25 protein-coding genes and 1 riboswitch are annotated in these 25,631 nt (G+C 54.8%); of the genes, 6 read left to right on the top strand and 19 right to left on the bottom strand.

Annotation, left to right across the window (positions count from 1 at the left end):
* Nucleotides 1-470 precede the first annotated feature (470 nt).
* The 4 genes from V9K92_RS07370 to V9K92_RS07355 form a co-directional block, all read right to left on the bottom strand.
* Complete coding sequence (locus V9K92_RS07370) at nt 471-1,670, bottom strand: cell wall hydrolase (RefSeq protein WP_370878808.1); 1,200 nt, start codon at nt 1,668-1,670, stop codon at nt 471-473.
* 148 nt (nt 1,671-1,818) lie between these two features.
* On the bottom strand, nt 1,819-3,294 hold the full coding sequence (der, locus tag V9K92_RS07365) for a ribosome biogenesis GTPase Der (protein ID WP_115052160.1): 1,476 nt from the start codon (nt 3,292-3,294) through the stop codon (nt 1,819-1,821).
* 24 nt (nt 3,295-3,318) lie between these two features.
* Nucleotides 3,319-3,999 (bottom strand): tetratricopeptide repeat protein, encoded by a 681-nt coding sequence (locus V9K92_RS07360; protein ID WP_307283208.1) that lies wholly within the window; start codon nt 3,997-3,999, stop codon nt 3,319-3,321.
* Nucleotides 4,000-4,110: 111 nt separating this feature from the next.
* A complete protein-coding gene (locus tag V9K92_RS07355; protein WP_115052162.1) occupies nt 4,111-4,692 on the bottom strand; it encodes an NnrU family protein in 582 nt (193 codons plus the stop codon).
* 140 nt (nt 4,693-4,832) lie between these two features.
* Here V9K92_RS07355 and V9K92_RS07350 point away from each other — a divergent pair, with 140 nt between their 5' ends.
* On the top strand, nt 4,833-5,870 hold the full coding sequence (locus V9K92_RS07350) for a polysaccharide deacetylase family protein (protein WP_337353675.1): 1,038 nt from the start codon (nt 4,833-4,835) through the stop codon (nt 5,868-5,870).
* Here V9K92_RS07350 and sbmA read toward each other — a convergent pair.
* Nucleotides 5,867-7,141, bottom strand: a complete 1,275-nt coding sequence (gene sbmA / locus V9K92_RS07345; protein WP_337353674.1) for a peptide antibiotic transporter SbmA — start codon at nt 7,139-7,141, stop codon at nt 5,867-5,869. The two genes, V9K92_RS07350 and sbmA, sit on opposite strands and share 4 nt — an antisense overlap.
* Before the next feature lie 341 nt (nt 7,142-7,482).
* Nucleotides 7,483-8,646 (bottom strand): YbfB/YjiJ family MFS transporter, encoded by a 1,164-nt coding sequence (locus V9K92_RS07340; RefSeq protein WP_307283195.1) that lies wholly within the window; start codon nt 8,644-8,646, stop codon nt 7,483-7,485.
* Between the two features lie 182 nt (nt 8,647-8,828).
* Between V9K92_RS07340 and V9K92_RS07335 the strand changes: the two genes are divergently transcribed.
* The 5 genes from V9K92_RS07335 to dhaL all read left to right on the top strand — a co-directional run bounded on the left by V9K92_RS07335 (nt 8,829) and on the right by dhaL (nt 12,156).
* Nucleotides 8,829-9,185 carry an ArsR/SmtB family transcription factor gene (locus V9K92_RS07335; protein ID WP_115052166.1) on the top strand — a complete coding sequence of 119 codons (357 nt, stop codon included), beginning with the start codon at nt 8,829-8,831 and terminating at the stop codon, nt 9,183-9,185.
* Nucleotides 9,182-9,658, top strand: a complete 477-nt coding sequence (locus V9K92_RS07330; protein WP_307283190.1) for an SRPBCC family protein — start codon at nt 9,182-9,184, stop codon at nt 9,656-9,658. Before V9K92_RS07335 ends, V9K92_RS07330 begins: the two co-directional genes overlap by 4 nt.
* A gap of 100 nt (nt 9,659-9,758) precedes the next feature.
* A riboswitch (FMN riboswitch) is annotated at nt 9,759-9,908 on the top strand.
* Nucleotides 9,909-10,001: 93 nt separating this feature from the next.
* The gene (locus tag V9K92_RS07325; RefSeq protein WP_115052168.1) at nt 10,002-10,475 is read left to right on the top strand and encodes a 6,7-dimethyl-8-ribityllumazine synthase; all 474 of its coding nucleotides are present in this window, start codon (nt 10,002-10,004) and stop codon (nt 10,473-10,475) included.
* A 31-nt stretch (nt 10,476-10,506) separates the two neighbouring features.
* A complete protein-coding gene (locus V9K92_RS07320) occupies nt 10,507-11,514 on the top strand; it encodes a dihydroxyacetone kinase subunit DhaK (RefSeq protein ID WP_307283185.1) in 1,008 nt (335 codons plus the stop codon).
* Nucleotides 11,515-11,517: 3 nt separating this feature from the next.
* On the top strand, nt 11,518-12,156 hold the full coding sequence (gene dhaL, locus V9K92_RS07315) for a dihydroxyacetone kinase subunit DhaL (protein WP_337353673.1): 639 nt from the start codon (nt 11,518-11,520) through the stop codon (nt 12,154-12,156).
* A 191-nt stretch (nt 12,157-12,347) separates the two neighbouring features.
* Here the strand turns inward: dhaL and derI are convergent, their stop codons facing one another.
* From derI to V9K92_RS07250, 13 genes are read right to left on the bottom strand one after another with little or no spacing between them, the layout of a single operon-like run.
* Complete coding sequence (derI, locus tag V9K92_RS07310; protein WP_337353672.1) at nt 12,348-12,785, bottom strand: D-erythrulose-4-phosphate isomerase; 438 nt, start codon at nt 12,783-12,785, stop codon at nt 12,348-12,350.
* Nucleotides 12,786-12,810: 25 nt separating this feature from the next.
* Entirely contained in the window at nt 12,811-13,611 is an 801-nt protein-coding gene (locus V9K92_RS07305) for a triose-phosphate isomerase (protein WP_337353671.1), read from the bottom strand.
* On the bottom strand, nt 13,608-14,552 hold the full coding sequence (locus V9K92_RS07300; protein ID WP_337353670.1) for a sugar phosphate isomerase/epimerase family protein: 945 nt from the start codon (nt 14,550-14,552) through the stop codon (nt 13,608-13,610). The genes V9K92_RS07305 and V9K92_RS07300 overlap by 4 nt, the downstream gene beginning before the upstream one ends.
* 7 nt (nt 14,553-14,559) lie before the next feature.
* A complete protein-coding gene (locus V9K92_RS07295; protein WP_337353669.1) occupies nt 14,560-15,408 on the bottom strand; it encodes a TIGR01459 family HAD-type hydrolase in 849 nt (282 codons plus the stop codon).
* Nucleotides 15,405-16,685, bottom strand: a complete 1,281-nt coding sequence (locus V9K92_RS07290; RefSeq protein ID WP_337353668.1) for an FGGY-family carbohydrate kinase — start codon at nt 16,683-16,685, stop codon at nt 15,405-15,407. Before V9K92_RS07290 ends, V9K92_RS07295 begins: the two co-directional genes overlap by 4 nt.
* Entirely contained in the window at nt 16,682-17,731 is a 1,050-nt protein-coding gene (locus tag V9K92_RS07285; RefSeq protein WP_337353667.1) for a class II aldolase/adducin family protein, read from the bottom strand. Before V9K92_RS07285 ends, V9K92_RS07290 begins: the two co-directional genes overlap by 4 nt.
* The gene (locus V9K92_RS07280) at nt 17,728-19,242 is read right to left on the bottom strand and encodes a glycerol-3-phosphate dehydrogenase (protein ID WP_337353666.1); all 1,515 of its coding nucleotides are present in this window, start codon (nt 19,240-19,242) and stop codon (nt 17,728-17,730) included. The genes V9K92_RS07285 and V9K92_RS07280 overlap by 4 nt, the downstream gene beginning before the upstream one ends.
* Nucleotides 19,239-19,913, bottom strand: coding sequence for a class II aldolase/adducin family protein (locus V9K92_RS07275; protein WP_337353665.1), 675 nt, complete (start codon nt 19,911-19,913; stop codon nt 19,239-19,241). Before V9K92_RS07275 ends, V9K92_RS07280 begins: the two co-directional genes overlap by 4 nt.
* 10 nt (nt 19,914-19,923) lie before the next feature.
* Nucleotides 19,924-20,964 (bottom strand): 2-hydroxyacid dehydrogenase, encoded by a 1,041-nt coding sequence (locus tag V9K92_RS07270; RefSeq protein WP_336440513.1) that lies wholly within the window; start codon nt 20,962-20,964, stop codon nt 19,924-19,926.
* Nucleotides 20,965-20,981: 17 nt separating this feature from the next.
* Nucleotides 20,982-22,532 (bottom strand): FGGY-family carbohydrate kinase, encoded by a 1,551-nt coding sequence (locus V9K92_RS07265; RefSeq protein WP_337353664.1) that lies wholly within the window; start codon nt 22,530-22,532, stop codon nt 20,982-20,984.
* Nucleotides 22,532-23,656 carry an ATP-binding cassette domain-containing protein gene (locus V9K92_RS07260; protein WP_115055140.1) on the bottom strand — a complete coding sequence of 375 codons (1,125 nt, stop codon included), beginning with the start codon at nt 23,654-23,656 and terminating at the stop codon, nt 22,532-22,534. The genes V9K92_RS07265 and V9K92_RS07260 overlap by 1 nt, the downstream gene beginning before the upstream one ends.
* Nucleotides 23,653-24,765 (bottom strand): ABC transporter ATP-binding protein, encoded by a 1,113-nt coding sequence (locus V9K92_RS07255; RefSeq protein ID WP_115055141.1) that lies wholly within the window; start codon nt 24,763-24,765, stop codon nt 23,653-23,655. The genes V9K92_RS07260 and V9K92_RS07255 overlap by 4 nt, the downstream gene beginning before the upstream one ends.
* Nucleotides 24,766-24,769: 4 nt before the next feature.
* Entirely contained in the window at nt 24,770-25,627 is an 858-nt protein-coding gene (locus V9K92_RS07250) for a carbohydrate ABC transporter permease (protein ID WP_307283147.1), read from the bottom strand.
* Between the last annotated feature and the right edge of the window lie 4 nt (nt 25,628-25,631).

Here is a 25,631-nt window from a genome sequence, read left to right as displayed (position 1 = left end):
GAGCAGTGTCCAGGAGGATACTCATTGTGTGGCTCGTAAATATAGTTGCATCGTACAACTATATGCCTAACCTGCGAGTTTGTAAATGATATTGAAAGTGCAAAATGCGGCACGGGGATATTGATCCACGCAGTTTCAACCCTGCATTTCTTGCGGGTTGCACAATTTCAAAGAATAGATCGAGACGGGTCAAACACGGGAATTTGGGAGCAGAAGCAGAAGCACCGAACCAGCCGGTGCATCGGAGAAGATTGGCCTCTCCGACCTTGGCAAGGGCCTTGCTCTCAAAACTGGAGGTGAATCTATGTGGTCCAGGCCATTTAGCTTCACGCTCATCATGAAAAGAACCCGGACAGGCTGGACGCTAACGTTCCGGGTTCATTTTCATAAATGAGAAACGGAGGATGAGCGAAAGCTCATTCTCCACTCCAGAAACATTTATATCATTGTTTTGGCGATTTCCAAGCGGTCTAAATCCAGCCGCCGCCATAAGTGCGGTAGAAAATATGCTGCCCGATTTTATCGATGCGCTTCATTGTATGGGCCCAATTTGCCCGCACGTAGGTCGCATGATAATGCGTGGCCGAACCAATTTCGGGTAGGAATATACGGCCCGAAGTAACAGCCATGGCGATTTCCTGCGCGACTTTCCACTGCTTGGGTTCAGTTACATGCAGCTTGCGGCCTTCACAGGCAAACGAGAACTGGCAGCGATTGATCCAGTCATCATTCTGATAAACGACGTTACAGATTGTTTTCGGATAGGCAGGATTTCGCACGCGGTTGAGAATAACCTGCGCCACCGCAGCCTGGCCTTTTACACTCTCGCTTCTTGCCTCAAAATAAATGCCCGTTGCCAGGCATTTTTGCTCCGCAGCAGTGAAGACAATCGGAGGCAAGGGAGTAGCCAGCCAATCATGATCGCCTTTTCCAAGTTGCGGAATGAAGCGGCCTGCCTGCTTTGGTTCGGCAAGAATGGAATCAAACGGTGATGTTTTCGAATAATCGGGAGCAGCCGGAGCATAACCAAGGGCCAGCACATCGGGCTTGTCATTATTGATCAGGCTTGCCAGCATCGGAGCGTCCGGCTCGATTTTCTCAGGCGAGCGATTGTGAAACGCAAGAGCGATCTCGATTTCCTTGCCCGCGATTTTTGGCTTGGCAAAAGCCATATCGACTTCAATGCCATGCGTCGGTCGGATGATCATGCTTTGACGTTGCAATATCGATCCGGCGCTGAAAGCTTTTGGTGGCGCTTTCTTGCTGATCGAAACAATACGCCCCTGCTTTTCCGCCCGGTTGATACGTGCCTCGTCAGGAGTAGCGCCCAATGCCTTGCTCGAGCCATTGATGGCCACTGAGCCTATTCCCGGTGCATTGGCGCCGCTGGCGGGAATTGATCCGGTGGCTATCCTGTCCACAAAGGACATATTTGCCTTTTGTACGGAGCCTGCCGGAGATTTTTCCAAGTAAGACGACCAGCGCCCCTGCCCTGATTCGGACCCGGAAAGCAGGCTTGCCATATCCTGATAGGCAACCACTGTCGGAGACAACAAATATATCGCTGCACCAATAAGGACTGGACCTAGATATTTGCGATTTGCCTGTTTTGAAAATGGCTGGCCTTTGCGGCGGGCACTGGAATCCCGCAAAACCTTATAGAAACGCACGCCGATACCCCACACTCACGACCGAACACTATGGTCATAAAAATGAAGCATTAACCTTGATGGAGAGTTAACGAAGGCCGCTGAAACGATGTGTTGTTAAAGTTTCCGTGGCTTGAGCAACTCCTCGTGCCACGGAAAACTACCAGCCTTAGCGCTTTTTCTTCGCCCGGCCCGCAAAGGGATTGTCCGATGTGCGCAATACAAGCCGGATAGGCACGCCATGAATATCAAAGGTTTCACGGATGCCATTGGCAAGGTAGCGGACATAGGAGGTGGGGAACGCGTCGGGACGCGAGCATGAAATGACAAAACCCGGCGGGCGTGTCTTGACCTGCGTTATATATTTGATCTTCAGGCGGCGACCCGCCACGGCGGGAGGCGGATGATGGGCAAGTACCCCTTCCAGCCAGCGATTGAGGCGACCGGTGGAAATACGGCGATTCCAGATTTCGTCAGTCGAGGCTACAGCGGCCATGAGCTTGTCGATACCCTGATTGCGCTCACCCGAGATCGGCACGGCGCGAATACCGCGAACCTGCGGCAAAAGTCGTTCGGTCTTCTCACGCAGATCGGCCAGAACCATCTGGCGATTTTCGACGAGATCCCACTTGTTGAAAGCGATGATCGGCGCGCGGCCCTCACGAATGATCAGATCGGCAATCTGCAAATCCTGCTTTTCAAAAGGAATTGTCGCGTCGAGGACGATAATGACGACCTCGGCGAAGCGAATGGCGCGCAGCGCATCGCCCACGGAAAGCTTTTCCAGCTTGCCCTGAACGCGCGACTTGCGGCGCAGACCTGCCGTGTCAAAAAGCTTGATCTTGCGGCCATTCCACTCCCAATCGACCGAGATGGAATCGCGCGTAATGCCAGCTTCCGGACCTGTCAGCAGACGGTCCTCGCCAAGCATCGTATTGACCAGCGTCGACTTGCCGGCATTTGGACGCCCGACAATGGCGATGCGCAGCGGCTTTGACGAATCATAGCTCGGAATGTCTTCGGCGTCCGGATCGTCAATATCATCGCCGATCAGATCATCCATACCGCGCGGCGTAGCCGGGATGGTTACAGCGACGGAATCATCTGCATTGGCATCGACAGGCAGATACTCGTCCGGGAAGACCCGTTCTTCACCCATGGTCTCGACAATGGCGTCGCGCAGATCCGGAAAGCCCTGACCATGCTCGGCAGAAATCGGGCATGGTTCGCCAAGTCCGAGCTGATAACTGTCATACATGCCGGATTCGGCGCCGCGTGCTTCGGCTTTGTTGGCAACGAGAATAACCGGCTTGCCTGAACGGCGGACAAGATCGGCAAAGGTAACGTCTGTTGGCGTCACACCCGCTTTGGCATCGACAAGGAAAAGAATGAGATCGGCTTCACCAATGGCAAGCTCCGTCTGGGCGCGCATGCGGCCTTCGAGCGAATCGGATGCGACCTCTTCAAGACCCGCCGTATCGATGACATCGAATCTCAGATCGTAGAGCTTGGCCGCATTGACGCGGCGATCACGGGTAACACCGGGGAGATCGTCGACGAGCGCGATTTTCCTGCCGACCAGACGGTTGAACAGAGTGGACTTTCCGACATTCGGACGGCCGATAATTGCAAGGGTAAAGCTCATCGGCTTAATATTCCTAATTCTTAATTAGCCAGCGGCCGCAGCGGGCGTGGCGCCAGTGCTTTTAAGCATGTCCAGCATTGTATCAGCAAACTGACGTATATTGGCGGGAGCCGCCTGATCATCGGAAATCTGCTTGAAGAGTTTGGTTGCATCAGCACCGCGACCGGCTTTCCAGGCAGCAAGACCAAGGGCTTCGCGCGCGGAGTGGCGCATCGGGTTGCTATCCGACGACAGCGCTTCAACACGGCTTGCCACGTCATCATAAGAACCCGTATCCACCAGAATGAGGGCGGCACGCAGCTTTGCCAGATCACGAATGGCCTGCGGCACGGATGTGTCAGCAGAAACCTTGTCGAAGGCAGCAACTGCACCGGCAAGATCACCCTTCTGCGCAATCACACCGGCGGCGCGCATGCGAGCCAACACCGGATAAGCGCCATAACCATCTTTTTCAAGCTGATCGAGGGTCTTCAGGGCTTCGTCATTCTTGCCATCACGGACAAGGTTAAGCGCTGCCAGGAATTGATCGCCGGACTTTGAAGCTTCTCTTTCAGTCCAGTATTCGTAAAAGGCAAAACCAGCGGTACCGATGACGATCGCGACAACGCCGCCTATTAGCAAAGTGCTATAGCGCGCCCAGAACGCCCGCATCTTATCGGAGCGCAGTTCCTCATTTACTTCACGGAAAAAGCCGTCGTCAGTCATGGTGCCTCATGAATAGTTATCGCGCGACGGCCATGGGCAGTCACGCAAGGAGTTCAGGGGGCTTTTAGTCGGAAACTGCGCGCGATGTAAGGGGCTTGCTTAAATTAGCCGTCACATTGGTGAAACACCGATCAAAAGAACGTGCAATTTCCAGATAAACAGGACGTAAAGCACAAGGCCAATGACAATGGCGATGACATCATTGGTCACGGGTCCGGGCGTAATGACTGCAGGGGCAAGCCCAGCGCGCGCCTGACGCTTGAGCGCGATACGATCAAACACCGCCCAGGCAAGAAAGGACAAAAACAGGATAAGCGAAGCAAGATCGCCATTGGCCAGAAGATGCGCGAGCGCCCAGGTCTTGATGGATATCAACATGGGGTGCTTCAGCGCGGGCTTGATACGGCCGGGCTTTGCAATGAAAACGCCAAGAAAGACGAAGGCAAACAGCATCAGCAGCAAGGTGATATGTTTCATCCAGACCGGAGGTTCGTAGAGTATCGGTGCCTCCAGCCGGGCCATGCCAAAGCCCCAGACCAACAGGGCAAGGCCGACGACAGACACCAGAGAATAAAGGCCTTTCCATTTGCCTTCTCCCCACTGCTCCATCTTGGCAAGCCGCCAGCGCGGCGCGACAATGCGCACTGAATGTATTCCCAGAAAAATGATGATTCCGATAATCATGACCAGCATGGCTTGTCCCCTTTTGTAACGGCACTCTACAGGGTGATTAGAATGGTTCCAACGTAAAGCATTGCGGTGGATCGCCGCGTCCGATCATCGCCACAATTGACCTGTAGCGACAGTGCTCCCTGTGGAGCTGACCTGACATCATGCAAATTTTTACCCGGATCGTTGCCGCATCGGCAGCTTTTGCAATGGCTTCGCCTGCCTATGCTGATGGTGCGACCGGACTGCGCGGCTCTATTGGTGTAAAACCACAATATGTGCTGATCTCATTTGACAATGCCGGTAGCAATGCACTTTGGGACCGTGCATTTAATCTTGCGCAGCGTTCCAACGCCAAATTTACCTATTTTCTCTCCTGCGTCTTTCTGATCGATCATTCCGACCGCAAGAGCTATCAAGCGCCGGGCAAAGCTTCTGGCCGTTCCAATATTGGCTTTGCCTCTTCAAAAGAAGATATTGCAAAGCGTCTCGATAATATCTGGCGGGCGCGCAATGAAGGCCATGAGATTGGCAGCCATGCCTGCGGCCATTTCGATGGCAAGAACTGGACCAAGGCCGAATGGAAAAGTGAGCTTGTCACCTATCGACAGGTGTTGAGCGATGCCTGGGCTAAATATGGCAACTCTCCCGAACCGGACGGCTGGAAAGATTTTGTCGCTAAGGAAATACGCGGCTTTCGCGCTCCCTATCTTTCAGAAAGCCCGGCCCTGATTGCTGCTTTGAAAGATCAGGGCTTCACCTTTGATGGCAGCGGCGTTTCCAAAGGTCCCGCTTTGCCGCTGTATGCGGGTGGACTTTACCAGTTTGGCCTACCGACAATCGCCGAAGGACCTCAGAACCGGCCCGTCATTGCCATGGATTATAATATGTTCGTACGTCACTCCGGCGGCTTCGAGCGTACAGACCACATGGGCGAGTTTGAGAATCGGGCCTATGAGGCATTTAAAGGCGCGTTTGAGCGGCAATATCAGGGCAAACGCATTCCTTTCCAGATCGGACTACATTTCACATTGATGAATGGCGATGCCTATTGGCGCGCGCTGGAGCGCTTTACTGCCGAGGTGTGTACGAAAGCCGACGTACGCTGCACGACCTATAGCGATTATCTGAAAGAAACCGGCAGTGTGGAGGCAGCTTCGGCACCGGATCTGGCACAGCCGCAAAAGGGCGGCGGAACTTAGCCACCGCCCTTTAAATGGACTTGTACCTCTGTTTGCGTCTGCAAATAATGCTCATCTATAGCCGGTAACGGTTCATTATAAATGACTGCTTCAAATGCCCGAAGTCGTTTGTAAATCGAAATCAGCTCCACAATGACTGTCCAGGAATTTACGAGATACTGGAAAGAAGTACTCACTTGTCCGAACACATTCTGAATTTGTGTCATCAGCCCCAAACTAAGCTTACCTGCGGCGATAGATGGAATAAGAATTAGGGTCGAAACGATGTTATCGGCCTGAAGGTAGAAGATACGAGCCACATTGAAATAAAGGGTATGAAAATAAAGTGTGAAGTAGTTTTTTCTCACATTCGCAAAGAGTTGCGCAACCGTAGGCGGCTGCGCCCTGTCTGCATGATCCTCACCATAGACCAACTCTTTACGATAGGCAGCTTCGACACGTTGGTTTTTGAATTCAAGCCCCGGTAGTTTATAGCCCGCAATCGCCAAAAAGACTGTACCGAACACGGCCCATCCGACGGCTGCCACGACGAGTGCGTAGGGCACTTCACCAAAGACCGGCAATTTCGTTACCTCTTTCGAGAGAACAAAAAGTATGGGCAAAAAGGCAATTAGAGTCATGAATGACCGGACCAGACTGACTCCGAGACTCTCCACTGTCGTCGAGAAACGCATTGTATCGTCCTGAACGCGTTGTGATGCCCCTTCAATATGCCGGAGCTTGTCCCAATGCTCCATGTAGAAGCGGTTCATAGCCGTTCGCCAGCGAAAGATATAATGGCTGATGAAAAATCCGTTTATAGCGCCAATAGTAACGGCCACGAATGCGATGCCGGATATATCGACCAGTCCCATGTAAAGCTCTTGTGCGGTTACTGGTCTGGTCTTGGCGAGGGCTGCCTGTATCAAATCATAATATGGCCCATACCAAACATTGAACGCGACACTTACCTGAACAGAGAAATAAGTAGCGAATATGATTAGAGCTGATCCCAAAATAGACCAGTTTTGCCATGGATGGGGGCTGTAGGCCGCCCAGAAAGCATAAAATACTAATGTGAATACCGTATAATAGATGTAAAACCATAGGAACGGTGGGGACACAAATAGACCTATACCCACGATAGGCGGCGCGTCAGGTGCAGCTGGCGGCAGGCCGAAATAAGCGCCAAGCTGCTCTCCACCAAAATACCAGAAAAATATGGCCGCAAGCGCCCACAGTATGGCCAATGTAAAAAACAGCTTGGGCTTTGGGAAAAATGAAACGAACACGGTCGTGACCCTCATGAAAACTATGCAAATCGTCGTGTGTACGAGTTGCACAAGTTTTTCAGCACGAATAGGGCAAACCGTGAGTTGGCGTAATTAAATTACTGTAATGATGGGTGTTCTTGACAGCTATTGCGTGTTTGAAAGTACGCTTCGAATTGCGGAAAAGCTGTCCAGCGGCATTCGCGTTATGCGTGGTTCGACAAGCTCACCATGAGGAAAGTGGGTGGGTTGCAAGCTTATCATCAATGTTTCAGCTACATCGCAAATGCGACCTCCCTGCAATCACCTGCCCTCCTCATGGTGAGCTTGTCGAACCACGCAATATAGAAATGCAGTTTGGATCAGCCCGCCACTTTCCGACCCGCAGAAAATGCAAAGAATGAGCCAATCACCAGCCCCGCTGCTGCTAGCAGCGTGGATGAGGTGAAATTACCGCTGATATCGGCAAGATAACCGGCAATCAAAGGTCCAACGATCTGTCCGATACCAAAGGCCGCCGTTGTGATCGCCATCATCCGGCGTGGGGATTGCGGTACGAGCTGACGCCCTGCCTGAAACACGAAGGCGGTAATGACCATGATTGTGAGGCCTAACAGCAAGCCCCCGATAAGTGGGCCAATGGGAGATGGCAGGATGACGCTGCCTGCAACACCACCGGCCAGCGCGAGCAGGCTGAAGGCAAGGGATGTAAAGGGGCCAACGCGGCGCAGCACGGGGTTCCAGATCCAGACTGAGAATATGCCCGCAAAGCCGGTACAAAGCCATACGAAAGCTTCTGTCGAGGCGCTGCCCTCATTGGCCCGGACAATGGCCATGATGAAGGTTGCGGTGATGACATAGCCAATGCCGAACAGCGCATAGGCTATATTGAGCTTGATGAATTCTGCCGTCCAGGCGATGGCCGGTTCCTTGATGTCCGCGCCGGTGCGCAGCGGTCCTTCGCGGATTAACAAGGCAACTGCGATCAAGCCAAGCGTGGAAAGGACTGCCGCGCCTACCCAATCGGCACGCCAGCCATAGCCGGTGAATGCGACCAGCGCCACCAGCATAGCTGACAAGGCGATACCGGTACCGACACCGCCAAAATGCAGAGCTTGCAGATCCAACCTGCCTGCAGCGCCGAGGTGACTGAATACAATCGTCGCGGCGAAAACCAGCATGAAAGCGCTGGCCATGCCTGCAAGAAAGCGGATGACAGAAAACAGCAGCACATTTTCCGTAAGGCTCATTGCCAGGCACAAGGCGGCGCTTGCGGCAAGCGAGCCAAGCATGACTTTGCGCTCAATGCCTGCCGCCCACGCGTAACCGGCAACAATCGCACCAACGAGATAGCCAAGGAAATTCGCCGAGGCGATGATGCCTGCATCACCGGCGGAAAGACCAAGATCGCTCATCATGCCGGGTAGAATAGGCGTATAGACAAAACGACCGATACCCATGCCAATAGCCATAGCAACCAGCCCGCCGAGGGCGAAGCGAAGTGGAGATGCGGTGCCTGAATTCATGCGCGGACATTATCCCTGCTTGCCGCAGAGACAAGACAATTAATTTGATAGCTGCATCGACCCCGATTGATGGTTGCTGATAGCAACGAGTTTCCAGCACCAGCGCTTCGATATTTTTCGCTTGCAATACTTAGGATTTTACCTAAGTATTGCTCAATCGACATATGAGGACTCGCAGATCCATGCCCACCGCTACCGCACTGGCTGCTCCACCCGTTCCCGTTGATGCCGTTTTTCGCGCGCTGGCAGACCCGACGCGGCGGCAAGTGCTTGAACGGCTTGTCAACAGCCCGGCTTCGGTCAGCGAACTCGCCGAACCTTTCAACATGGCGTTGCCGTCCTTTGTCGAGCATTTGCGGGTGCTTGAAAGCAGTGGTTTGGTCAACTCGCAAAAAAAGGGACGCGTTCGAACCTATCGCATTCAAACCGAACCAATGAAACTTGCCGAGAATTGGCTGTCCAAGCAACGGACCCTGTGGGAACGCCGTCTCGATCAACTTGACGATTACATGCTTACACTCAAGGAGGAAAACACGTGACTTATGATCTGAAAGTTGATCCAAAGCTCGATCTCGTTCTGGAGCGGACTATCGATGTACCGCGCGCGCTCGTATGGAAGTGCTGGACGATGCCGGAACATGTCAGCAAGTGGTTTACGCCGAAACCCTGGACCATTTCCGATTGTGAGATTGATCTGCGTCCGGGCGGGATTTTCCGCACGGTAATGAATGGTCCCGATGGAGAACAGTCGATCAATTATGGTTGCTATCTGGATATAGTGCCAAATGAACGTTTGATCTGGACCGACGCCCTGTTGCCTGGATACCGCCCTGCCGAAAATCCATTCCTGACCGCCGTTCTTCTGCTCAAGGACGAAGGAAGCGGCACGCGCTATACTGCCGTGGCGATTCACCGCGATCAAACCACGCGCGACCGGCACGAGGAAATGGGCTTTTATGACGGCTGGGGCACGGTGCTGGACCAGATGATCGAATATTCGAAGACCCTCTGATTTAGAAATGCCAAGGGGTGATTCAACGGATCGTCGCCTTTAGCGTCAGTCTTGTCGCTGGACGGATTGACCTTCGCCACGGCGAGCCTATATTCAACCTGCACGTTCTCAGGGCGGGGTGTAATTCCCCACCGGCGGTAGCAGGCAGAAATGCCTGAAGCCCGCGAGCGCTTCCAGCACCCGCTGGAAGGTCAGCAGATCCGGTCCAATTCCGGAGCCGACGGTATAGTCCGGATGAAAGAGAGCAAGCATTGGCAAGATCCCGCCACAGGTGGGGTCTGATCTGTGCGTGTTCGCCCAAAGGGATCATTGAAAAATGGCAAAACCCTGAAAGGCCTGATAAATGACTATTGTTTCCCATCCTTCTACTAAAATCGCCATCATCCGCGCACGCTGGCATGCGGATATTGTCGACCAGTGCGTCAACTCATTCGTTGAGCAATGGGCGGCACTTGGCGGTGATCGCTCCGATGTCGAAATCTTCGACGTTCCGGGCGCGCTCGAAATACCGCTCCATGCACAGACATTGATCTCAACCGGCAAATTCTCGGCCGTTCTCGGCACGGCTTTCGTGGTTGATGGCGGTATTTATCGCCATGATTTCGTTGCCGGAACCGTGCTGGATGCAATGATGCGCGTTCAACTCGACAGCGGCATTCCCGTACTATCCGCAGTTCTCACTCCCCATAATTTCCAGGAGTCGGCAGCCCATATCGCCTTCTTCAAGGATCATTTTGTCATCAAGGGTGTGGAAGCTGCCAATGCATGCTCGCAGATATTGCAGGCCCGCGCTAAGCTTGCGATGATTGACGCCTGACAAGGCAGAATATGCATCTGGGAGGATCGACGTGAAGACCAAGAAGATTATCAATGACGGCGCCAATGCTGTCGACGAAATGCTGGAAGGGGTGCTTGCCGCCCACTCCGCAAAGGTCTTTGCGCTCGATCATTCCCCCCGCTCAATTATTGCCCGGGACGGCCCCCGCCCCGGCAAGGTCGGCATGGTGATCGGCGGCGGCTCGGGACACGAGCCATCATTTCTCGGATTTGTCGGCAAGGGTCTTGCTGATGCCGCCGCTATCGGCAATGTCTTTGCCTCGCCGCCGCCTGACCCGATCATCGAATGCACCAAGGCAGTCAATAATGGCGCCGGGGTGCTTTACATGTATGGCAATTATGCTGGCGACGTGATGAATTTCGACATGGCGGCAGAAATGGTCGCCATGGAGGATATTGAAGTTCGTACCGTGCTGACGACCGATGATGTCGCTTCAGCCCCTGCCGATCAGCGGGACAAGCGACGCGGTGTTGCCGGCAACGTCTTCGTGTTCAAGGCTGCCGGAGCCGCTTGCGACAAGATGCTGCCGATTGATGAATGCGAGCGGATTGCCCGCAAGGCCAATGACCGCACTTTCACCTTTGGCGTGGCGCTTTCGCCCTGTTCACTCCCCCAGACACTCAAACCGAATTTCACGCTTGGTGAAGATGAAATGGAAGTCGGCATGGGAATCCATGGCGAGCCTGGCATCTCCAAAGAAAAGCTGAAACCGGCTGATGCCATCACCGATGAATTGATGGACAAGATATTGGATGAAATGGCCGCACCGAAAGGGGACCGCGTGGCTGTGATTGTCAATTCGCTGGGTTCAACGCCTCTCATGGAGCTTTATATCATGATGCGGCAGGTGAAAAAACGGCTGGATCAGGCCGGGCTTGCGCTGCACTTGAGCCTTGTCGGCAATTATTGCACCTCGTTGGAGATGGCCGGCGCTTCGATTACCGTCATGCATCTGGACGCGGAATTGCAGGAGATGATCGATCATCCGTGCGATTGCGCCATGTTTCGGGCGGGCTGATCAATGAGCGAAATTACCGCTGCAAATCTGATTTCCATGTTTGCGGAAATCGCCAAGGCCATGGCTGAATCCAAGGCACATTTGTGCGAGCTGGATGGCGTTATTGGCGATGCCGATCACGGCATAGCCATGGATCTGGGCTTTTCGACAGTTGCAACCAATCTCGCGGCGCCGGATATTACTGCAGCCGATCCCACAACCGTATTCAACACAGCGGCCAAGTCGTTTCTCAACGCTGTCGGCGCTTCCTCCGGCCCGCTTTATGCGACCGCATTCATGCGCGCTGGAGCAAGTGTTAAGGGCAAAACCGTACTGACTGCATCGGACTTTGCCGATGCCTTCATTGCCATGGCGAAGGGCATTCAGGATCGCGGCAAGGCGGAAATTGGCGACAAGACGATGATCGACGCATGGGTGCCCGCTGCCGAGGCAGTGGAGAGCGCAAAGACACAAGGGGCTTCATTGGCGGAAATATTGGACAAAGCGGGTAAAGCCGCCGAGGCCGGAGCAGAAGCAACCAAGGCGATGATCGCTTCAAAGGGGCGCTCCGCCCGTCTTGGCGAGCGCGCCATTGGCCATATTGATCCGGGCGCCGCTTCAGCAGCCATACTCATCAGAGCCATGGGCAAGGGATTGGGTTAGCAAATTGCATTAGTAGAGTGCGTGGTTCGCCCTTCGACAAGCTCAGGATGGCTCACCATGAGGAAGAATGCTGATTGCAGAGAGCAAGTTTTGCGAGGTTATTGCAACCAACAACTTCCCTCATGGTGAGCCATCCTGAGCTTGTCGAAGGGCGAACCACGCACAAAGGTAAAGCTAAGGCTGCTCGCTATTTACTTCCCCGCATCCAACCTATCGATTGCTTCGACATTACCTGCTGAAGCGCCTTGTGGATCGAACTCGGATTCCAGCCATTTATCCACGATAGCCTTGGCAAGTTCCGGGCCGATAACCCTCGCGCCCATGGTGATGATCTGCGCATTGTTGGATTTGGCAGCGCGCTCGGCGGAATAGGTATCATGGGTCAGCGCGGCGCGAATGCCCGGCACCTTGTTTGCGGAAATGCTGACGCCAATGCCTGTGCCGCAAATAAGAATGCCGCGCTCATTGGTTCCATCGACAATTGTCTGCGCCAATTTTTGCGAAAGATCGGCATAAAAGCCGGACTGGCTCAGATCTGCAACGACATGTTCCGGCTTTGTCGCAAGATGCGCAGCAATGATATCGAGCAAAGGCTTACCCGCACTATCGGCTCCAATTGCTATTTTCATGAGTTTTTCCTTTCTAGATCTGTCTTTATGCAATTCCGGACGGAAAACCGGTTCCCACTTTTCCTGGAATTGCTTTTGCGACCCGCTGTAAAATATCAAGATAGCCTTCTGCTGCCCAAGCAGAGCGACCAATGAAAAGGCCATCAATATTCGGGCAGGCAATCAGTTCGGCGCAGTTTTCAGGATTGACGCTGCCGCCATAAAGGACAGGTACAGCAGTGCCGAGCACCGCCCTGGCCACAGCTGCAATTTTCCCATGGCGCTCATCGGCATATTCGGATGTGGCCGGAATGCCATTGACGCCGATTGCCCATATGGGTTCATAGGCGAGAAGGACCGGCTGCTTTCTTGCCTCACCTTCAAGCAAAGCGAGGGCAGCTTGTACTTGCGCAGCAAGCACGGCGTCGGCCTCTCCGGCCTCGCGTTGTGCCAGACTTTCGCCAATGCAGATCAACGGGGTCAATCCGTGACGCACGGCTGCCGCAACCTTGAGGCCAACCGTTCTGTCGGTTTCACCAAAAAACTCGCGGCGCTCGGAATGTCCAAGCTCGACCAGATCGAGATTGCAGTCCTTCAGCATCAGCGGCGATATTTCACCGGTCCATGCACCTGCGTCATCCCAATGCATGTTCTGCGCACCGACCTTGACGCTTGTGTCTTTCAACGCGGCTTTGACTTCACGCACCGCTGTGAACGGCGGAATGACAAAGCGCTGAAACCGCTGATCGCGGGTTTCATCAGCAGCAGCAAGAGCTTCGGCAAAGGCCAAAGCCTCCGCCAGCGTCTTGTTCATCTTGAAACTCGTGCCAATCCAGAAATCGCTCATTTCACTTTTCCCGAGTTTGCTCCATTGAACCCCGTGTCAATATAGGGCTCCCAGAACTCCACGGACTCGCGGATCATATCCACCACCATATGGTCGGTTGGTTCGCGCTCGCGAAACGATAGTTCAAGGCAGATTTCATTGTCCTTTCCACCACCGCGTCGAACTGTCTCCAGAAACTTCTCCGGTGTGATCCGGCCATCCTTGTTATGCGCTGCGATAAACGGCCAATGACCACCCTTGTTCATCGACGATTGTTTGATGTGGATGATCGGAGATTCCTTGGGGAAAGCTTCCGCCCAGGCATAGGGATCAATATCGGCAGGATTGCTCGATGTGACATCGCCATGATCGATATCAACCATCATCAGAAGGGGAATTGGCAAGTCTGATGCTTGCAAGCGATCATGAAGCTCACGGCAAGCCGCGATCGTGTGGCCAAATTCGCGCCCGACCGACATGGGCTCCCAAAAGAGATAGGTAAGGCCGGCAGCCTTTGCATGCGCTGCCACATCCCGCCAGCAATCAATGGCGATTTTCATCAATTCTTCGCGGCGTACCGGGTCGTCATAATCCTTATGGGTAAAGATCGCGAACTGCGTGCCGAGCGACGCCGCGCCAAGATCAGCAGAGATATTCGCAAATGTCTTGAACCAGTCGACATAATATTGCCGGACATCCGCATCTGGATGACCAAAATGATTGAGACGCCCATATGGCCCTGTCATACCCGACGTGACATTCACACCCGTGCGCGAGAGCGCTTTCTGGAACTGCTTTACATGTTTGGAGATTGTCGGTTGCGGCCACGATGGATTGATGAATTCGTGCGTCAGCTGCACATAACCGATGCGAATTTTTTCTGCGATTGTATCAATCAGATCATCGGCTTCAGCGAAGCGGTTCACCAAAGGATTGGTGTTGAGCGAGAGGGTGAAAGCCATTAGTCTCCTACCAGATAAAGCGGTCAATCGTGTAATCAGGCGATGCGCCATGTTCAGCAAAAAGGCTCTGCAGCTGTTGCGTGTTTGAACCAGCCAATATGCCGGTCTTGACCAGCACGGATTTCAGTCCAGCCCCGGCGGCCCCGGCAACGTCATGCTCTATACTGTCACCGATGCAACAGACCCGCTCCGGGTTCGGATGACCGAGAAAGTCTATGGCAGCGGCATAAATATCGGCGAAAGGTTTGCCTATCCAGCGCACTGTGCCACCCAGTTCCTGATAAAGCTCCGCAATGCGGCCAGCGCCAAAGGCAGTGCCTTCAGCTGTCAGCATGATCTTATCCGGGTTGGTGCAGAGACATGAAACGCCACGTCTTGCTGCCGGTTCCAGCAAGTTCCGGTAATAATCCAGATCATGGATATCCCCTTCACTGGCAGCGATCAGAACAATATCCGCGTTCTCGCCAGTTGCCGTGCGTTCCAGATCAAGGCCTCCCAGCGGCGACGTATCGCCATCACGGCTGATAAGCAGGCAGCGGCGAGTGGGCCCACCCTTTGCTTTTGTTGCTTCAGCGGCCAGCATCTGCCACGCCACCTCACCAGATGTGAGGAACCAGTCCCAACTTGCAGGGTCAAAGCCTATTTTTGCCAGACGCCGGTCATTTTCAGCGGAGCGCTTTCCCGAATTGGATAGGATGATGATCCGAACGCCGGTCTGCTTCAGGGCGGCAAGCGTTGAATCCGCATTGGGATAGGGTCCGCGGCCATCGCGAAGCACACCAAACTGGTCGATGAGGAAAGCGTCAAAACGCCCTTGCAGATCACGTAGACCAGATAATTGTGTTGGCTGTGTCATAGAACACCCGCCGATTTTGCGCCCTGAATCGCAAGCCGTGCCGCACCCGCTGCCGCTTCTTCCGACAGGACGGGCGGCATGGGAACGCCAAGCTTGCGGGCGCGAATGGCGGACCAGACAACATTCTTCGCACCACCACCGACACTACGAACCGAGCGAAGCTCGGGTGCGCCAAGTCCCGCCAGACGTCCATAAGCCATGTGCTCAATATTTGCGATGCCTTCAAAGATTGCTTTAAGGAACTGCGCATCACTGTCAGGACGCGGTTCCATACGCGGTTTCATCGCAGGATCATTGATGGGGAAACGCTCGCCATCACGCAGCAGCGGATAATAATCAAGGCCAGCGTCCGTTGCCGGGTCGATGCTGGCGGAGAGCCTTTCTATCTGCGCATTATCGAAATAATGCGCCAGCACATTGCCGCCCGTATTGGACGCGCCGCCAGCCAGCCACATATCGCCAATGCGGTGGCTATAGAGCCCGAACTCGGGCGCAAACAGAGGACGATCCGAGAGCACCTTGACCGTCAATGTTGTGCCAAGCGCGGTAACGCCATCGCCCGGCTGATTGGCTCCTGTCGCCAGAAAGGACGCACAACCATCCGTCGTTCCCGCAACGATGATCACCGAGGGAGGCAAGTCAAATGCGGCAGCAGCTTGCGCAGAGATGGTCGAAATCGGCAAACCCGCCGGCAGAACATGCGGCAGCATTTCCATATGGGTACGGGTACTACCTATCCAGAGCGGCCACCGCCGTTCGATAGGATCATAGCCCGTTTTCAACGCGTTGTTTTCGTCGGAGACATTGTAAAGGCCGGTGAAATGCCCTGAAAGCCAGTCAGCCTGATGGATAATATGCGAAACACTGCGGATGGTTTGAAAATGCATAAGCTTGGCAAGGCCGGAAGTGGCTCCATGCGCTGCGCTGGATTCAGGCGCATTGGCAGCAATCGCGTCGAGAATAGCTCGGTCTGACACCGGATCATTATACATTAATGGCTCAGCCAGAGGCGCGCCGCTGGCATCGACCGGCAATACTGTGCCGGAAGTACCGTCTATACTAATCGCGCGGATCTGTTTGCGTTCAACCGACACGAGCACCTGTGACAGCGCCGATTGGACAGCAGACCACCAAGCCGCAGGATCGCGGTGATTTGGCGAGAAGGCGTCCAGACGGGCTGAAGCGCTGGCAACAACGTCAAACGAGGCAGTCATCACCACAGCGCGCGCGCCGGACGTGCCTATATCAATGCCGATGAACAGTGCTTCACCTGTCATTGCAATGCCTGACCTGCACGATTGAGTGTTTGCCGGTATTTCTCCGCATCCCAGCCAAGGAGCTCGGCATTTTCCTCATCTGTCAGGTAATTCAGACGCGCGCCTTGCGGAATCCGGGAGGTAACGTCCGCAAGGCAGCGCGCCATGGCAAGAGCCCCTGATGTTGCTTCTTTCAACACCAGAACGCCCCTGCCGGGGAACAGGATCGCGGGCGGCAGCGCCATGCCCTCTTGCAGTTTCTCTTCGATGGTCAAAGCGGTATCCGTTGGCGAGGCGATCACCGAACCTTTCCCCAAAAAGATGACATGGTCCGGATAGAGACTGCCACCGGCCGCAATAAGGCAGCTGGTCAGATCAGTAGCCACGCGGTGAATCGATGCATCCTCGGGAAGCCTGTACTGACTATTGACTGCAAGGCGTTGCAGTGCGGCAATATCCGCGTCCGGTGCCTGACGCGGCGTGACAGACAAAAGGCGGGAGACCCGATGAAGCAGGACCTCCGCTTCATCGACTGTTTCGGCCGCAACCGCGAGACCATGATTGCCCAAAATGAGAACACATGTGTCTTCTTCCAGACGTTCGGCTATGGCTCGGGCCAGCGGCAATCCCGGGCGGGCATAGGGCACGAATGCATAAGGAATATCGCCCAGACGCGATACAACCAAGGCAGGGCCATCGGCCTGAACAGCCAAGGCAATAGTCTCGACGCAATGAACATGCACCACCACCTTTTGCGGCATAAGCGCATGGACGGTGGTTTCAATCGATGGGCGCAGGCCGGAGGGATTGCGTTCGGCAATCACATAATCCTGCGCTTTCTCGGCAGAAGGATCATAGCGGCCCAGCGCATCCAGCAAAGGGTCCAGCGCGACAGGCACCATAATATCGGTATTTCGCGCATTCATCAGCCAGAGGCCGGACGCCTTGATCCAGAGCGTGCCACCTTCTTTGATGGATGTGTTGCCGCCTGCCGCTTGTACCAGCGCCGGATCGGCACCAATACGGGCCGATAGGTCGAGCAGGGCTTCAAACTCCGCGCTTCTCATGCCGCCACCTGCTGGCTTGTCCACCAATTCGTGAAAACCACGCGCTCTTCCTCAGTCATGTGCAAGCCGTGTTTGGTGCGCCGCTCCAGAACATCCTCTGGCCAAAGCGCCCATTCCGTTGTGCGCAAGAACTGCGCTTCCCGCTCATACAAAAGCTTGCTGAACCGTGTGCCCAGATCTGAAACAGATCGCGCCGAGCCAAGCAGGTCATGCATGCGCGTGCCGTAAAGCCGGGCGTAGTGCTTGGCAAGATCAAAGGGCAGCCAGGGATATTTGGCCCGCATATCACCCAGAAACTGTTCGAAATCCGCATTCGCTATGTCGCCTCCCGGAAGCTGCGCCTTGGCAGTCCACCCCGGGCGCATATTGGGGAAAAATGGCTTCAGGCGGTCAAGCGCATGTTCGGAAAGCTTGCGGAATGTTGTGATCTTGCCGCCGAACACCGAAAGTAGCGGTGCCTTGTTGTTGTCTGCATCGACTTCAAAAATATAGTCTCGGGTAACGGCGCTGGGGTTTTCCGCACTGTCATCATAGAGCGGACGCACACCGGAAAAGCTATGCACAATGTCGGCTGGCACCAATTGCTGCTTGAAATAGCGGTTTACGGATTTCAGCAGATAGTCGATTTCAGTGCTGTCGGCCGCCACATCTTCCGGATGCCCTTCATAAGGAATATCGGTGGTGCCGATCAACGCCAGATCATTTTCATAGGGATTGATGAAGATAACCCGTTTGTCCGGGTTCTGGACCAGATAGGCCTGCCGTCCTTCCCAGAATTTCGGTACAATAATGTGGCTGCCCTTGACCAGCCGGACACTGCGGCTGGAGTTCAAGCCTGCCACGCGCCGGATAATGTCATTGACCCATGGACCGGCGGTATTCACCACGCAGCGCGCCTTCACGGTTCTTTTGGTGCCCGAAGCCGTGTCGGTCATTTCAACGATCCAGATACCCTCTTCGCGGCGGATCGAGCTGCATGCGGTTCGCGTATGGATTTCAGCGCCGCGGCCAGCGGCATCGAGCGCATTCAAAAGCACCAGCCGCGCATCATCTACCCAGCAATCGGAATATTCGAATGCCTTGCCATACTCGTCTTTCAACGGCGCACCTTCCGGGGCAGTCTTCAAATTAAGCGTGCGCGTTCCCGGCAAGCGTTTGCGCCCGCCAAGATGATCGTAAAGGAACAGGCCGAGACGCACGAGCCAGGCCGGACGATCCGCCGGATTATGTGGCAAGACAAAGCGCATTGGCCAGATAATATGCGGAGCGCATTCGAGCAGGACCTCGCGCTCGATCAGCGCCTCGCGCACCAGCCGGAATTCGTAATATTCGAGGTAACGCAGCCCACCATGGACAAGCTTGCCGGAGCGCGAACTCGTGCCCTGGGCGAGATCATCTTTTTCACAAAGGATGACTGACAGGCCACGGCCTGCTGCGTCGCGCGCAATGCCCGCACCGTTGACACCGCCGCCGATAATGAACAGGTCGTAGATATCCGTGCCTTTGTTCAATGTTCTGCCCCCTGCGGTGAAGGCTTGTCCTGAAGTCCATAGCTCGCAAAGCCGCGACGGACACCTTCGATCTCTTCTGGAGGCAGAATGACGGCTCCGCCCAAAAGCAGCGCGTGGTAATATTGCTTGGCGATTGTTTCCAGCTCGACAGCCGCCCACATAGCCTTTTCAAGGCTGCTACCCGTTGCAATCATACCGTGATTGGCCATCAGGCAGGCAGTGCGCTCTTTCAATGCCTTCAACACATTATCGGACAGCTCTTTTGTGCCATAGCGGGCATAGTCACACAGCCTGATATCGTCGCCGCCAAATGCCGCAACCATATAGTGGCATGCCGGAATTGATTTATGGGCGATGGCAAGGATCGTCGAAAACGTCGCGTGGGTATGAACGACCGCGTTGATTTCAGGCCGTGTGCGCAAAATATCAAGGTGAAAGCGCCATTCGGTGGAAGGTTTCTTTGGGCCTTTCCAAGAGCCATACTCGCCATCAAGCGGCATGGAGGCGATCATGTCCGGCGTCATCTCGTCATAAGGAACGGCAGATGGCGTAATGAGCATGCGATTTTCAAAGCGCACACTGATATTGCCGGACGTGCCTTGATTTATGCCGGCTGCATTCATCTGGCGGCAATGGTCGATGATCGATTGTCTGAGCTTTTGTTCTTGCATGATGATAGCCTCAGCAGGGATTGACCGGCGGCAGGCCAGCTATATAGCGCCGTACCTCCTCTGCGGCCATTTCAGCCGCATAGGTGACCGTGCGCACGGAGGCGCCTGCAATATGCGGCGTGAGCGTTACATTGGGAAGTTGCAGCAGTGGCCAATCGGCAGGAACGGGCTCCACGGCAAATGTTTCGAGCATTGCACTGCCAAGATGGCCACTGGTGAGCGCTTCATACAGCGCATCATAATCAACCAGCGGGCCGCGCGCAGTATTCACAAAAATCGCCCCCTGCTTCATCTTGGCAAAGGCCTCGGCATTCATGATGCCTTTGGTTTCTTCCGTCACACGCGGGTGGAGGGTTACAACATCAGAATGGGAGAGCAGATCATCCAGTGCTACATGCTCAACGCCCGCATTGCGGTCATCAGCCGATAGCTGGACATAGGGATCGTGCACCAGAACTTTCGTGCCGAAAGCCCGCAACAGGCGAACGACCTTTGTGCCTATATTGCCATAACCGATAACGCCGACAGTCATTTCGGAAAGCTCACGACCAGTCTTGTCAGCGCGGTACAACTCGCCGCGCCACTCACCCTTGCGCAGGGATTCATGGCCGCTGCGGATAAGCCGTGTTTCGGCTAATATTGCGCCAAGAGTAAATTCGGCAACGGCGCTGGCATTGCGACCTGGCGTATTGACGACAAGGACACCCGCATCGCGGGCCGCCTTCATATCGATATTAACCGGACCACCGCGGGAAACCGCGACAAACTTCAAATCCGGAAGACGCTCCAGCATACCCGCAGACATTGGAGCGAGCTGGGTGATGAAAAGCTCGGCATCGCCGATGAACTCGACAACCTCATCAGGATCACCCAGATATTCCTTCAGCCCGTCCATGCCCTTGACCGCGTAGCCATGTTCCATTGGAACATCCGGCCAGGGCTGTTGCAGCGTGCGAATATCGTGCTCGTCACCACATAGCTCCACGATCTTTTCCCGGAACACTTCCGGGAGCATGAACCTGTCGCCGATAATGGCTATTTTCTTGGTCATTGCGGTCTTCCTATTCGTCAATTGCTGCTGGCTAGCATGTGCCATGTCGGTTGCAGCGCCAGCCTTGACTGGCGATAGGCCGGGAAAGCCTTTTCATAAATCAGGGACAGTTCTTCGTCGGCAGCTTCCGGCTGGCGCTGGAAAGGCGTTACCCAATCTTTGACGCAATCTGCCATTGAGCCATAAATACCAAGTGATACGGCTGCGATCATGGCCGCACCTGCGGCTCCTGCCTCCTCACGCTCGCTGGTCTGTACCGAGGCACCGAGAGCCCCGCCCAAAATTTTGCGCAGCGAAGCACTGCGCGCCGCGCCGCCCGTTATTCGAACCCGCTTTGGCAAAGGTCCCATCGCCGAGTAGCAATCGCGGGCAGCCAGCGCCAAACCATCAAACACAGAGCGCACAAGATCGCCGAACCTATGGCTCGAAGAAAAACCTATGAAGGAAGCACGGGCTGTCGCGTCAACAAAGGGACCCCGCTCACCCGCATCGGAAATATAGGGGTGATAAATGACCGAAGCGGCTTTCGCATCGGCGAGCCAGGTCTCTACATAAGCGAGCAATTCCGTTTTCGACTTCTCAATCCCGACACTTTTGAAAAGGTCGCCGGCGACAGACAATACCCAATCAATATTGAGGGTTGCCGCCATATTGGACTGCATCTGCGCATATATTCCAGGGATCGGCATACACATTGTATACCCCGTCAGATCGCGGTTCAGCTGCACATCGTCGGGGCTGGTCGCAAGGCGCATATGCATGCCGGTCGACCCGATGATCGAGCATCCCGTATCTGTTCCCGGTTCATAAAGCCCGGCACCAAGCGCGGTGCAGGCCACGTCCACATAACCCAGAACGACAGGCGTGCCTTCCAGCAAGCCCGTGCTTCGTGCAGCCTCGCCCTCAAGCTCGTGATGGGTTGTAGCGCCATCGACGATTTCCGGCAGAAGATATTTGAGTTTCTCCAGCCCAAGAAAGTCAATCACGCTGTCTGAATAGGCGCGCGTGCGAAAATCGCCAAAGGTGAACACGGCCTCCGACGGATCGGTGGCGCGCTTGCCGGTTAATTTGAAATAGAGCCAGTCCTTGCAATGGAACGCCGTCGTCGCACCGGCATAAAGCTCCGGAGCCTCATTCATCATCCAGCGCAATTGCGAACCCTGCTGGCAGGCGGCAAGCCCGCTGCCAGTATGGGTGAAGCGGCCAAGATCGCCGCGTTCCTTGCGCAGATTGTCAACTACATTACCGGCACGCGCATCAAGCCACAACCAGCCCTTGCCAACAGCCTCGCCATTCTTGTCGATCATCCATGTCCCATCGCCCTGTCCCGTTACCGAGACAGCCACAGTGCGACTGGCCAGATTTTCAACCTTCCCAGCAAGTTCAAGCAGCGTCTTGGCTGCATCGGCCCAAGTGCGTGCCAGATCCTGCACAACCCCTGCCCTGCCGATAGTCTCATAGCTATTGGGGGTAGAGGCAAATGCGATCTGACGACCGGCAAGATCGAAGGCCACGGATTTGATGACGGAGGTTCCCGCATCAATCCCTATGAGGATATCGCGTGTCATCACGCAAGCTCCTGACCGTGACTAATAGCGACGCCGGTTTCGCCGTTGAATACATGCAGGCTGGCCGGATCGAGACGAACCGCAATCGTATCGCCGATTGCCACATCCGTCCGATCATGCTCGACCAGTACCAGCGATCCACCGGCAAAGTCTGCCGCAATATGGGTCTGGTCGCCGAGCCATTGATTGACCGAAACGCGCGCATGAACGCCGCCTTCGCTACGGCGAACCGCATAGGGCCGAATGCCAACAACGACTTTTTGGTGTTTTTTCAACTCTTCGCGCACGGCTGGCGAAAAGTCAGAAGCGGCATATTCCAGCTTCACACCTTGATTAAGACCGAAAGTAATCCTGGTGTCACTGTTCGAGACCGTTGCCTCGAAGACATTCATGGGCGGCTCACCGACAAAGGTGCCGGTGAACAGATTGGCCGGTCGCTCCTTGATCATTTGCGGCGTATCGAATTGCTGCAACTCACCGCCTTCCATGACGGCAATACGATCTGCAAGCGCATTGGCTTCGGTCTGGTCGTGGGTCACGAGGATAGCGGTTAGTCCGCGCTCCTTGATATAGTGCTTGATGCGGCCACGCAGCACCGCCCGCAATTGCGGCTCCAGCTGTCCCATTGGTTCATCAAGCAAATGCAGATCGGCATCACGGATCAAGGCACGACCAAGGGAGGCGCGCTGCTGCTGACCACCGGAGATTGAACTTGGATAACGCCCAAGAATATCCTCGATCTCCAGAAGCTTGGCGATATAGGCGACCTTCTCTTCGACAACAGACTGCGAGAGCTTGGAAGACTTCAACGCGAAGGCGATATTTTCCTTCACTGTCAAAGGCGGATAGAGCGAATAGCCTTCAAAGGCCATGGCAACATTGCGCCGGACCGGGGCGAAGGTTTGAACCTCGCGGCCTTTCAGCGAAATGGTACCGCGCGATACAGCTTCAAAACCGGCAACCATGCGCAATGTCGATGTCTTGCCGCAACCGGATGAGCCAAGGAGAGCGATAATCTCACCCTTTTTCACATCCATGCTGATGTTGCGGACCGCATGAACACCGTGGTCAATGGGGCCATAGAATTTGTCGACGTTTTTGATCAACAGAGCAGTATCACTCATGCTGCCACTCCCTGCTCTGTCGTGCCTGCCTTGCGGATCAATGCGCCGCTGGCCTTGTCGAAAAGAAATGTGGTTTTGCCGTCGATGAGGATAAAAGCGGGCCCTGATACGGGGCCTGGTGTTCCCGCCGGACGGGAAACCAAAAGCTCGCGCTTGCCCACTGTTACGACCAGCGTGACAGTCTTTTCATTCAGCGGGGTTTCAGCCTCGACCTCAATGGGAACGGCACCCTTCACCGTGTCCTTGGCAAAGGTGATTGATTCTGGCCGGATGCCAATGACGCAAGCTTGTCCCACAACATTATCCGGCATACCCGGCAGAGGGACGCGCACCTTGGAAATCTCAACATAAATGCCACCAGCATCCTTTTGCGGCACGACATCAAGGAGGTTGATCGTCGGGTCGCCGAACAGGCTGGCAATCCCGATATCGGCAGGCGCATTATAGATCTCCTCCGGCGTTCCGATCTGGCGAATTTTGCCATTGGCCATGACTGCAATGCGGTCACCAAGTGCCATGGCTTCTTTATAGTCCTGCGTCACATAGACAACTGTCGCGCCTTGCGAAGCGAGAAGCCGAGGAAGCTCTAGCCGCATCTCAAAGCGCAGCTTCGCATCGACATTGCGCAAGGGATCATCCAGCAAAAGCAGCGGCGGTGAACCAGCTAAGGCACGGGCCAGTGCAGTGCGTTGCTTCTGCCCGTTGGAAAGCGCCTTGGGATGATGCGACAGCACATGGTCGATCTTGAGTAGTTTCGCCACTTTGCCCACACCCGCCTTGATCGCTTCGGCGGAAGAGCGGGTTGCCGTCAGAGGACTGGCGATATTGTCGTGAGCGCTCATATGCGGGAATAGCGCGAAATTTTGAAACGCCATGCCAATGCCGCGATGCTCCGCATCGACATCGGTCATGTCTTCGCCGCCAATCAGGATTTTTCCCTCATCTGGATCGATCACACCGGCGACGAGACGCAGGAGGACGGTCTTTCCGGCCCCGGACGGGCCGAACAGGACCAACGTCTCGCCATCTGCTACGTCAAGCGACAGGTCATCGAGAACCGTATTGGTCTTGTAGCGCTTGACGATATTCTTGAGTTGTAAAGTGGTCATAGGATTATCCCTTCACCGCGCCAAGCGAAAGCCCTTCAACGAGATAGCGCTGTGCATAAAGAGCGAGCGCGAGCGTCGGAGTGACGGAAAGCACAATGGCCGCGGCGATCTGGCCGTACTGGATCCCGGATGAGGTAACAAAGGCGAGAGCGCCAACTGTGACCGGCTGTTTATCGGCAGATGCCAGGACCAGCGCGAAGACAAAATTATTCCAGGCGAAAATAAAGGCGAGCAGGCCTGCTGCCGCAATGCCGGGACCAGCCAGAGGCAAGGCGATCTTGCGGAATGTGGCAAACCACGAGTGGCCCGCTATGCGATAGGCATATTCAACATCAGCCGAGATATCTTCGAAATAACCGCGCACAATCCACAGGATCAATGGCAGACAGATCAACTGATAAACCCAGATGAGACCGAAATAAGTATCCGACAGACCAAGCCATTGGAAATACTGCGTTAGCGGCAGCAATACCAGAAGCGGCGGCGCGAAGCGGAAAGACAGCAGCGTGAAAGCAATATCTTCCGAGCCACGGAACTTGTGGCGGGCAAAGGCATAGGCCGCAGGGACGCCAAGCACCAGAGACAGTGCAACCGAGGTGACCGAGAGAAAGACCGAATTGCCGAGATTGCGCATGAAGGCAATATCAAGTGTACCAGCGGAGGTCGTCAGCTTGCCTGTAATGAGCGCTGCATAATTGGACAGTGTTGGCGTGAACACAATGGATGGCGGTATCTGCAAAATGGTCTCGTTCGTCTGGAACGACATAAGGAATATCCAGAGGATCGGGAACATGAAGAAGATAACGACCAGCGACAGCGCAAGGAAGCGCAGGGATTTTTCGAGTGTGGATGTGGTTTCCATAATG

Origin of the sequence: Phyllobacterium sp. CCNWLW109 (genome assembly GCF_037203905.1) — a bacterium.
Lineage (GTDB): Bacteria > Pseudomonadota > Alphaproteobacteria > Rhizobiales > Rhizobiaceae > Phyllobacterium > Phyllobacterium ifriqiyense.
Note: the sequence above shows the minus strand (reverse complement) of the source record. Positions and strands in the feature narration are given on the sequence as shown.

Coding starts and splice junctions, on each gene's coding strand:
- der (WP_115052160.1), bottom strand. CDS start 3,294: ATGAGCTTTACCCTTGCAATTATCGGCCGTCCGAATGTCGGAAAGTCC.
- V9K92_RS07360 (WP_307283208.1), bottom strand. CDS start 3,999: ATGACTGACGACGGCTTTTTCCGTGAAGTAAATGAGGAACTGCGCTCC.
- V9K92_RS07355 (WP_115052162.1), bottom strand. CDS start 4,692: ATGCTGGTCATGATTATCGGAATCATCATTTTTCTGGGAATACATTCA.
- V9K92_RS07350 (WP_337353675.1), top strand. CDS start 4,833: ATGCAAATTTTTACCCGGATCGTTGCCGCATCGGCAGCTTTTGCAATG.
- V9K92_RS07340 (WP_307283195.1), bottom strand. CDS start 8,646: ATGAATTCAGGCACCGCATCTCCACTTCGCTTCGCCCTCGGCGGGCTG.
- V9K92_RS07335 (WP_115052166.1), top strand. CDS start 8,829: ATGCCCACCGCTACCGCACTGGCTGCTCCACCCGTTCCCGTTGATGCC.
- V9K92_RS07325 (WP_115052168.1), top strand. CDS start 10,002: ATGACTATTGTTTCCCATCCTTCTACTAAAATCGCCATCATCCGCGCA.
- dhaL (WP_337353673.1), top strand. CDS start 11,518: ATGAGCGAAATTACCGCTGCAAATCTGATTTCCATGTTTGCGGAAATC.
- derI (WP_337353672.1), bottom strand. CDS start 12,785: ATGAAAATAGCAATTGGAGCCGATAGTGCGGGTAAGCCTTTGCTCGAT.
- V9K92_RS07305 (WP_337353671.1), bottom strand. CDS start 13,611: ATGAGCGATTTCTGGATTGGCACGAGTTTCAAGATGAACAAGACGCTG.
- V9K92_RS07300 (WP_337353670.1), bottom strand. CDS start 14,552: ATGGCTTTCACCCTCTCGCTCAACACCAATCCTTTGGTGAACCGCTTC.
- V9K92_RS07295 (WP_337353669.1), bottom strand. CDS start 15,408: ATGACACAGCCAACACAATTATCTGGTCTACGTGATCTGCAAGGGCGT.
- V9K92_RS07290 (WP_337353668.1), bottom strand. CDS start 16,685: ATGACAGGTGAAGCACTGTTCATCGGCATTGATATAGGCACGTCCGGC.
- V9K92_RS07285 (WP_337353667.1), bottom strand. CDS start 17,731: ATGAGAAGCGCGGAGTTTGAAGCCCTGCTCGACCTATCGGCCCGTATT.
- V9K92_RS07275 (WP_337353665.1), bottom strand. CDS start 19,913: ATGCAAGAACAAAAGCTCAGACAATCGATCATCGACCATTGCCGCCAG.
- V9K92_RS07270 (WP_336440513.1), bottom strand. CDS start 20,964: ATGACCAAGAAAATAGCCATTATCGGCGACAGGTTCATGCTCCCGGAA.
- V9K92_RS07265 (WP_337353664.1), bottom strand. CDS start 22,532: ATGACACGCGATATCCTCATAGGGATTGATGCGGGAACCTCCGTCATC.
- V9K92_RS07260 (WP_115055140.1), bottom strand. CDS start 23,656: ATGAGTGATACTGCTCTGTTGATCAAAAACGTCGACAAATTCTATGGC.
- V9K92_RS07255 (WP_115055141.1), bottom strand. CDS start 24,765: ATGACCACTTTACAACTCAAGAATATCGTCAAGCGCTACAAGACCAAT.
- V9K92_RS07250 (WP_307283147.1), bottom strand. CDS start 25,627: ATGGAAACCACATCCACACTCGAAAAATCCCTGCGCTTCCTTGCGCTG.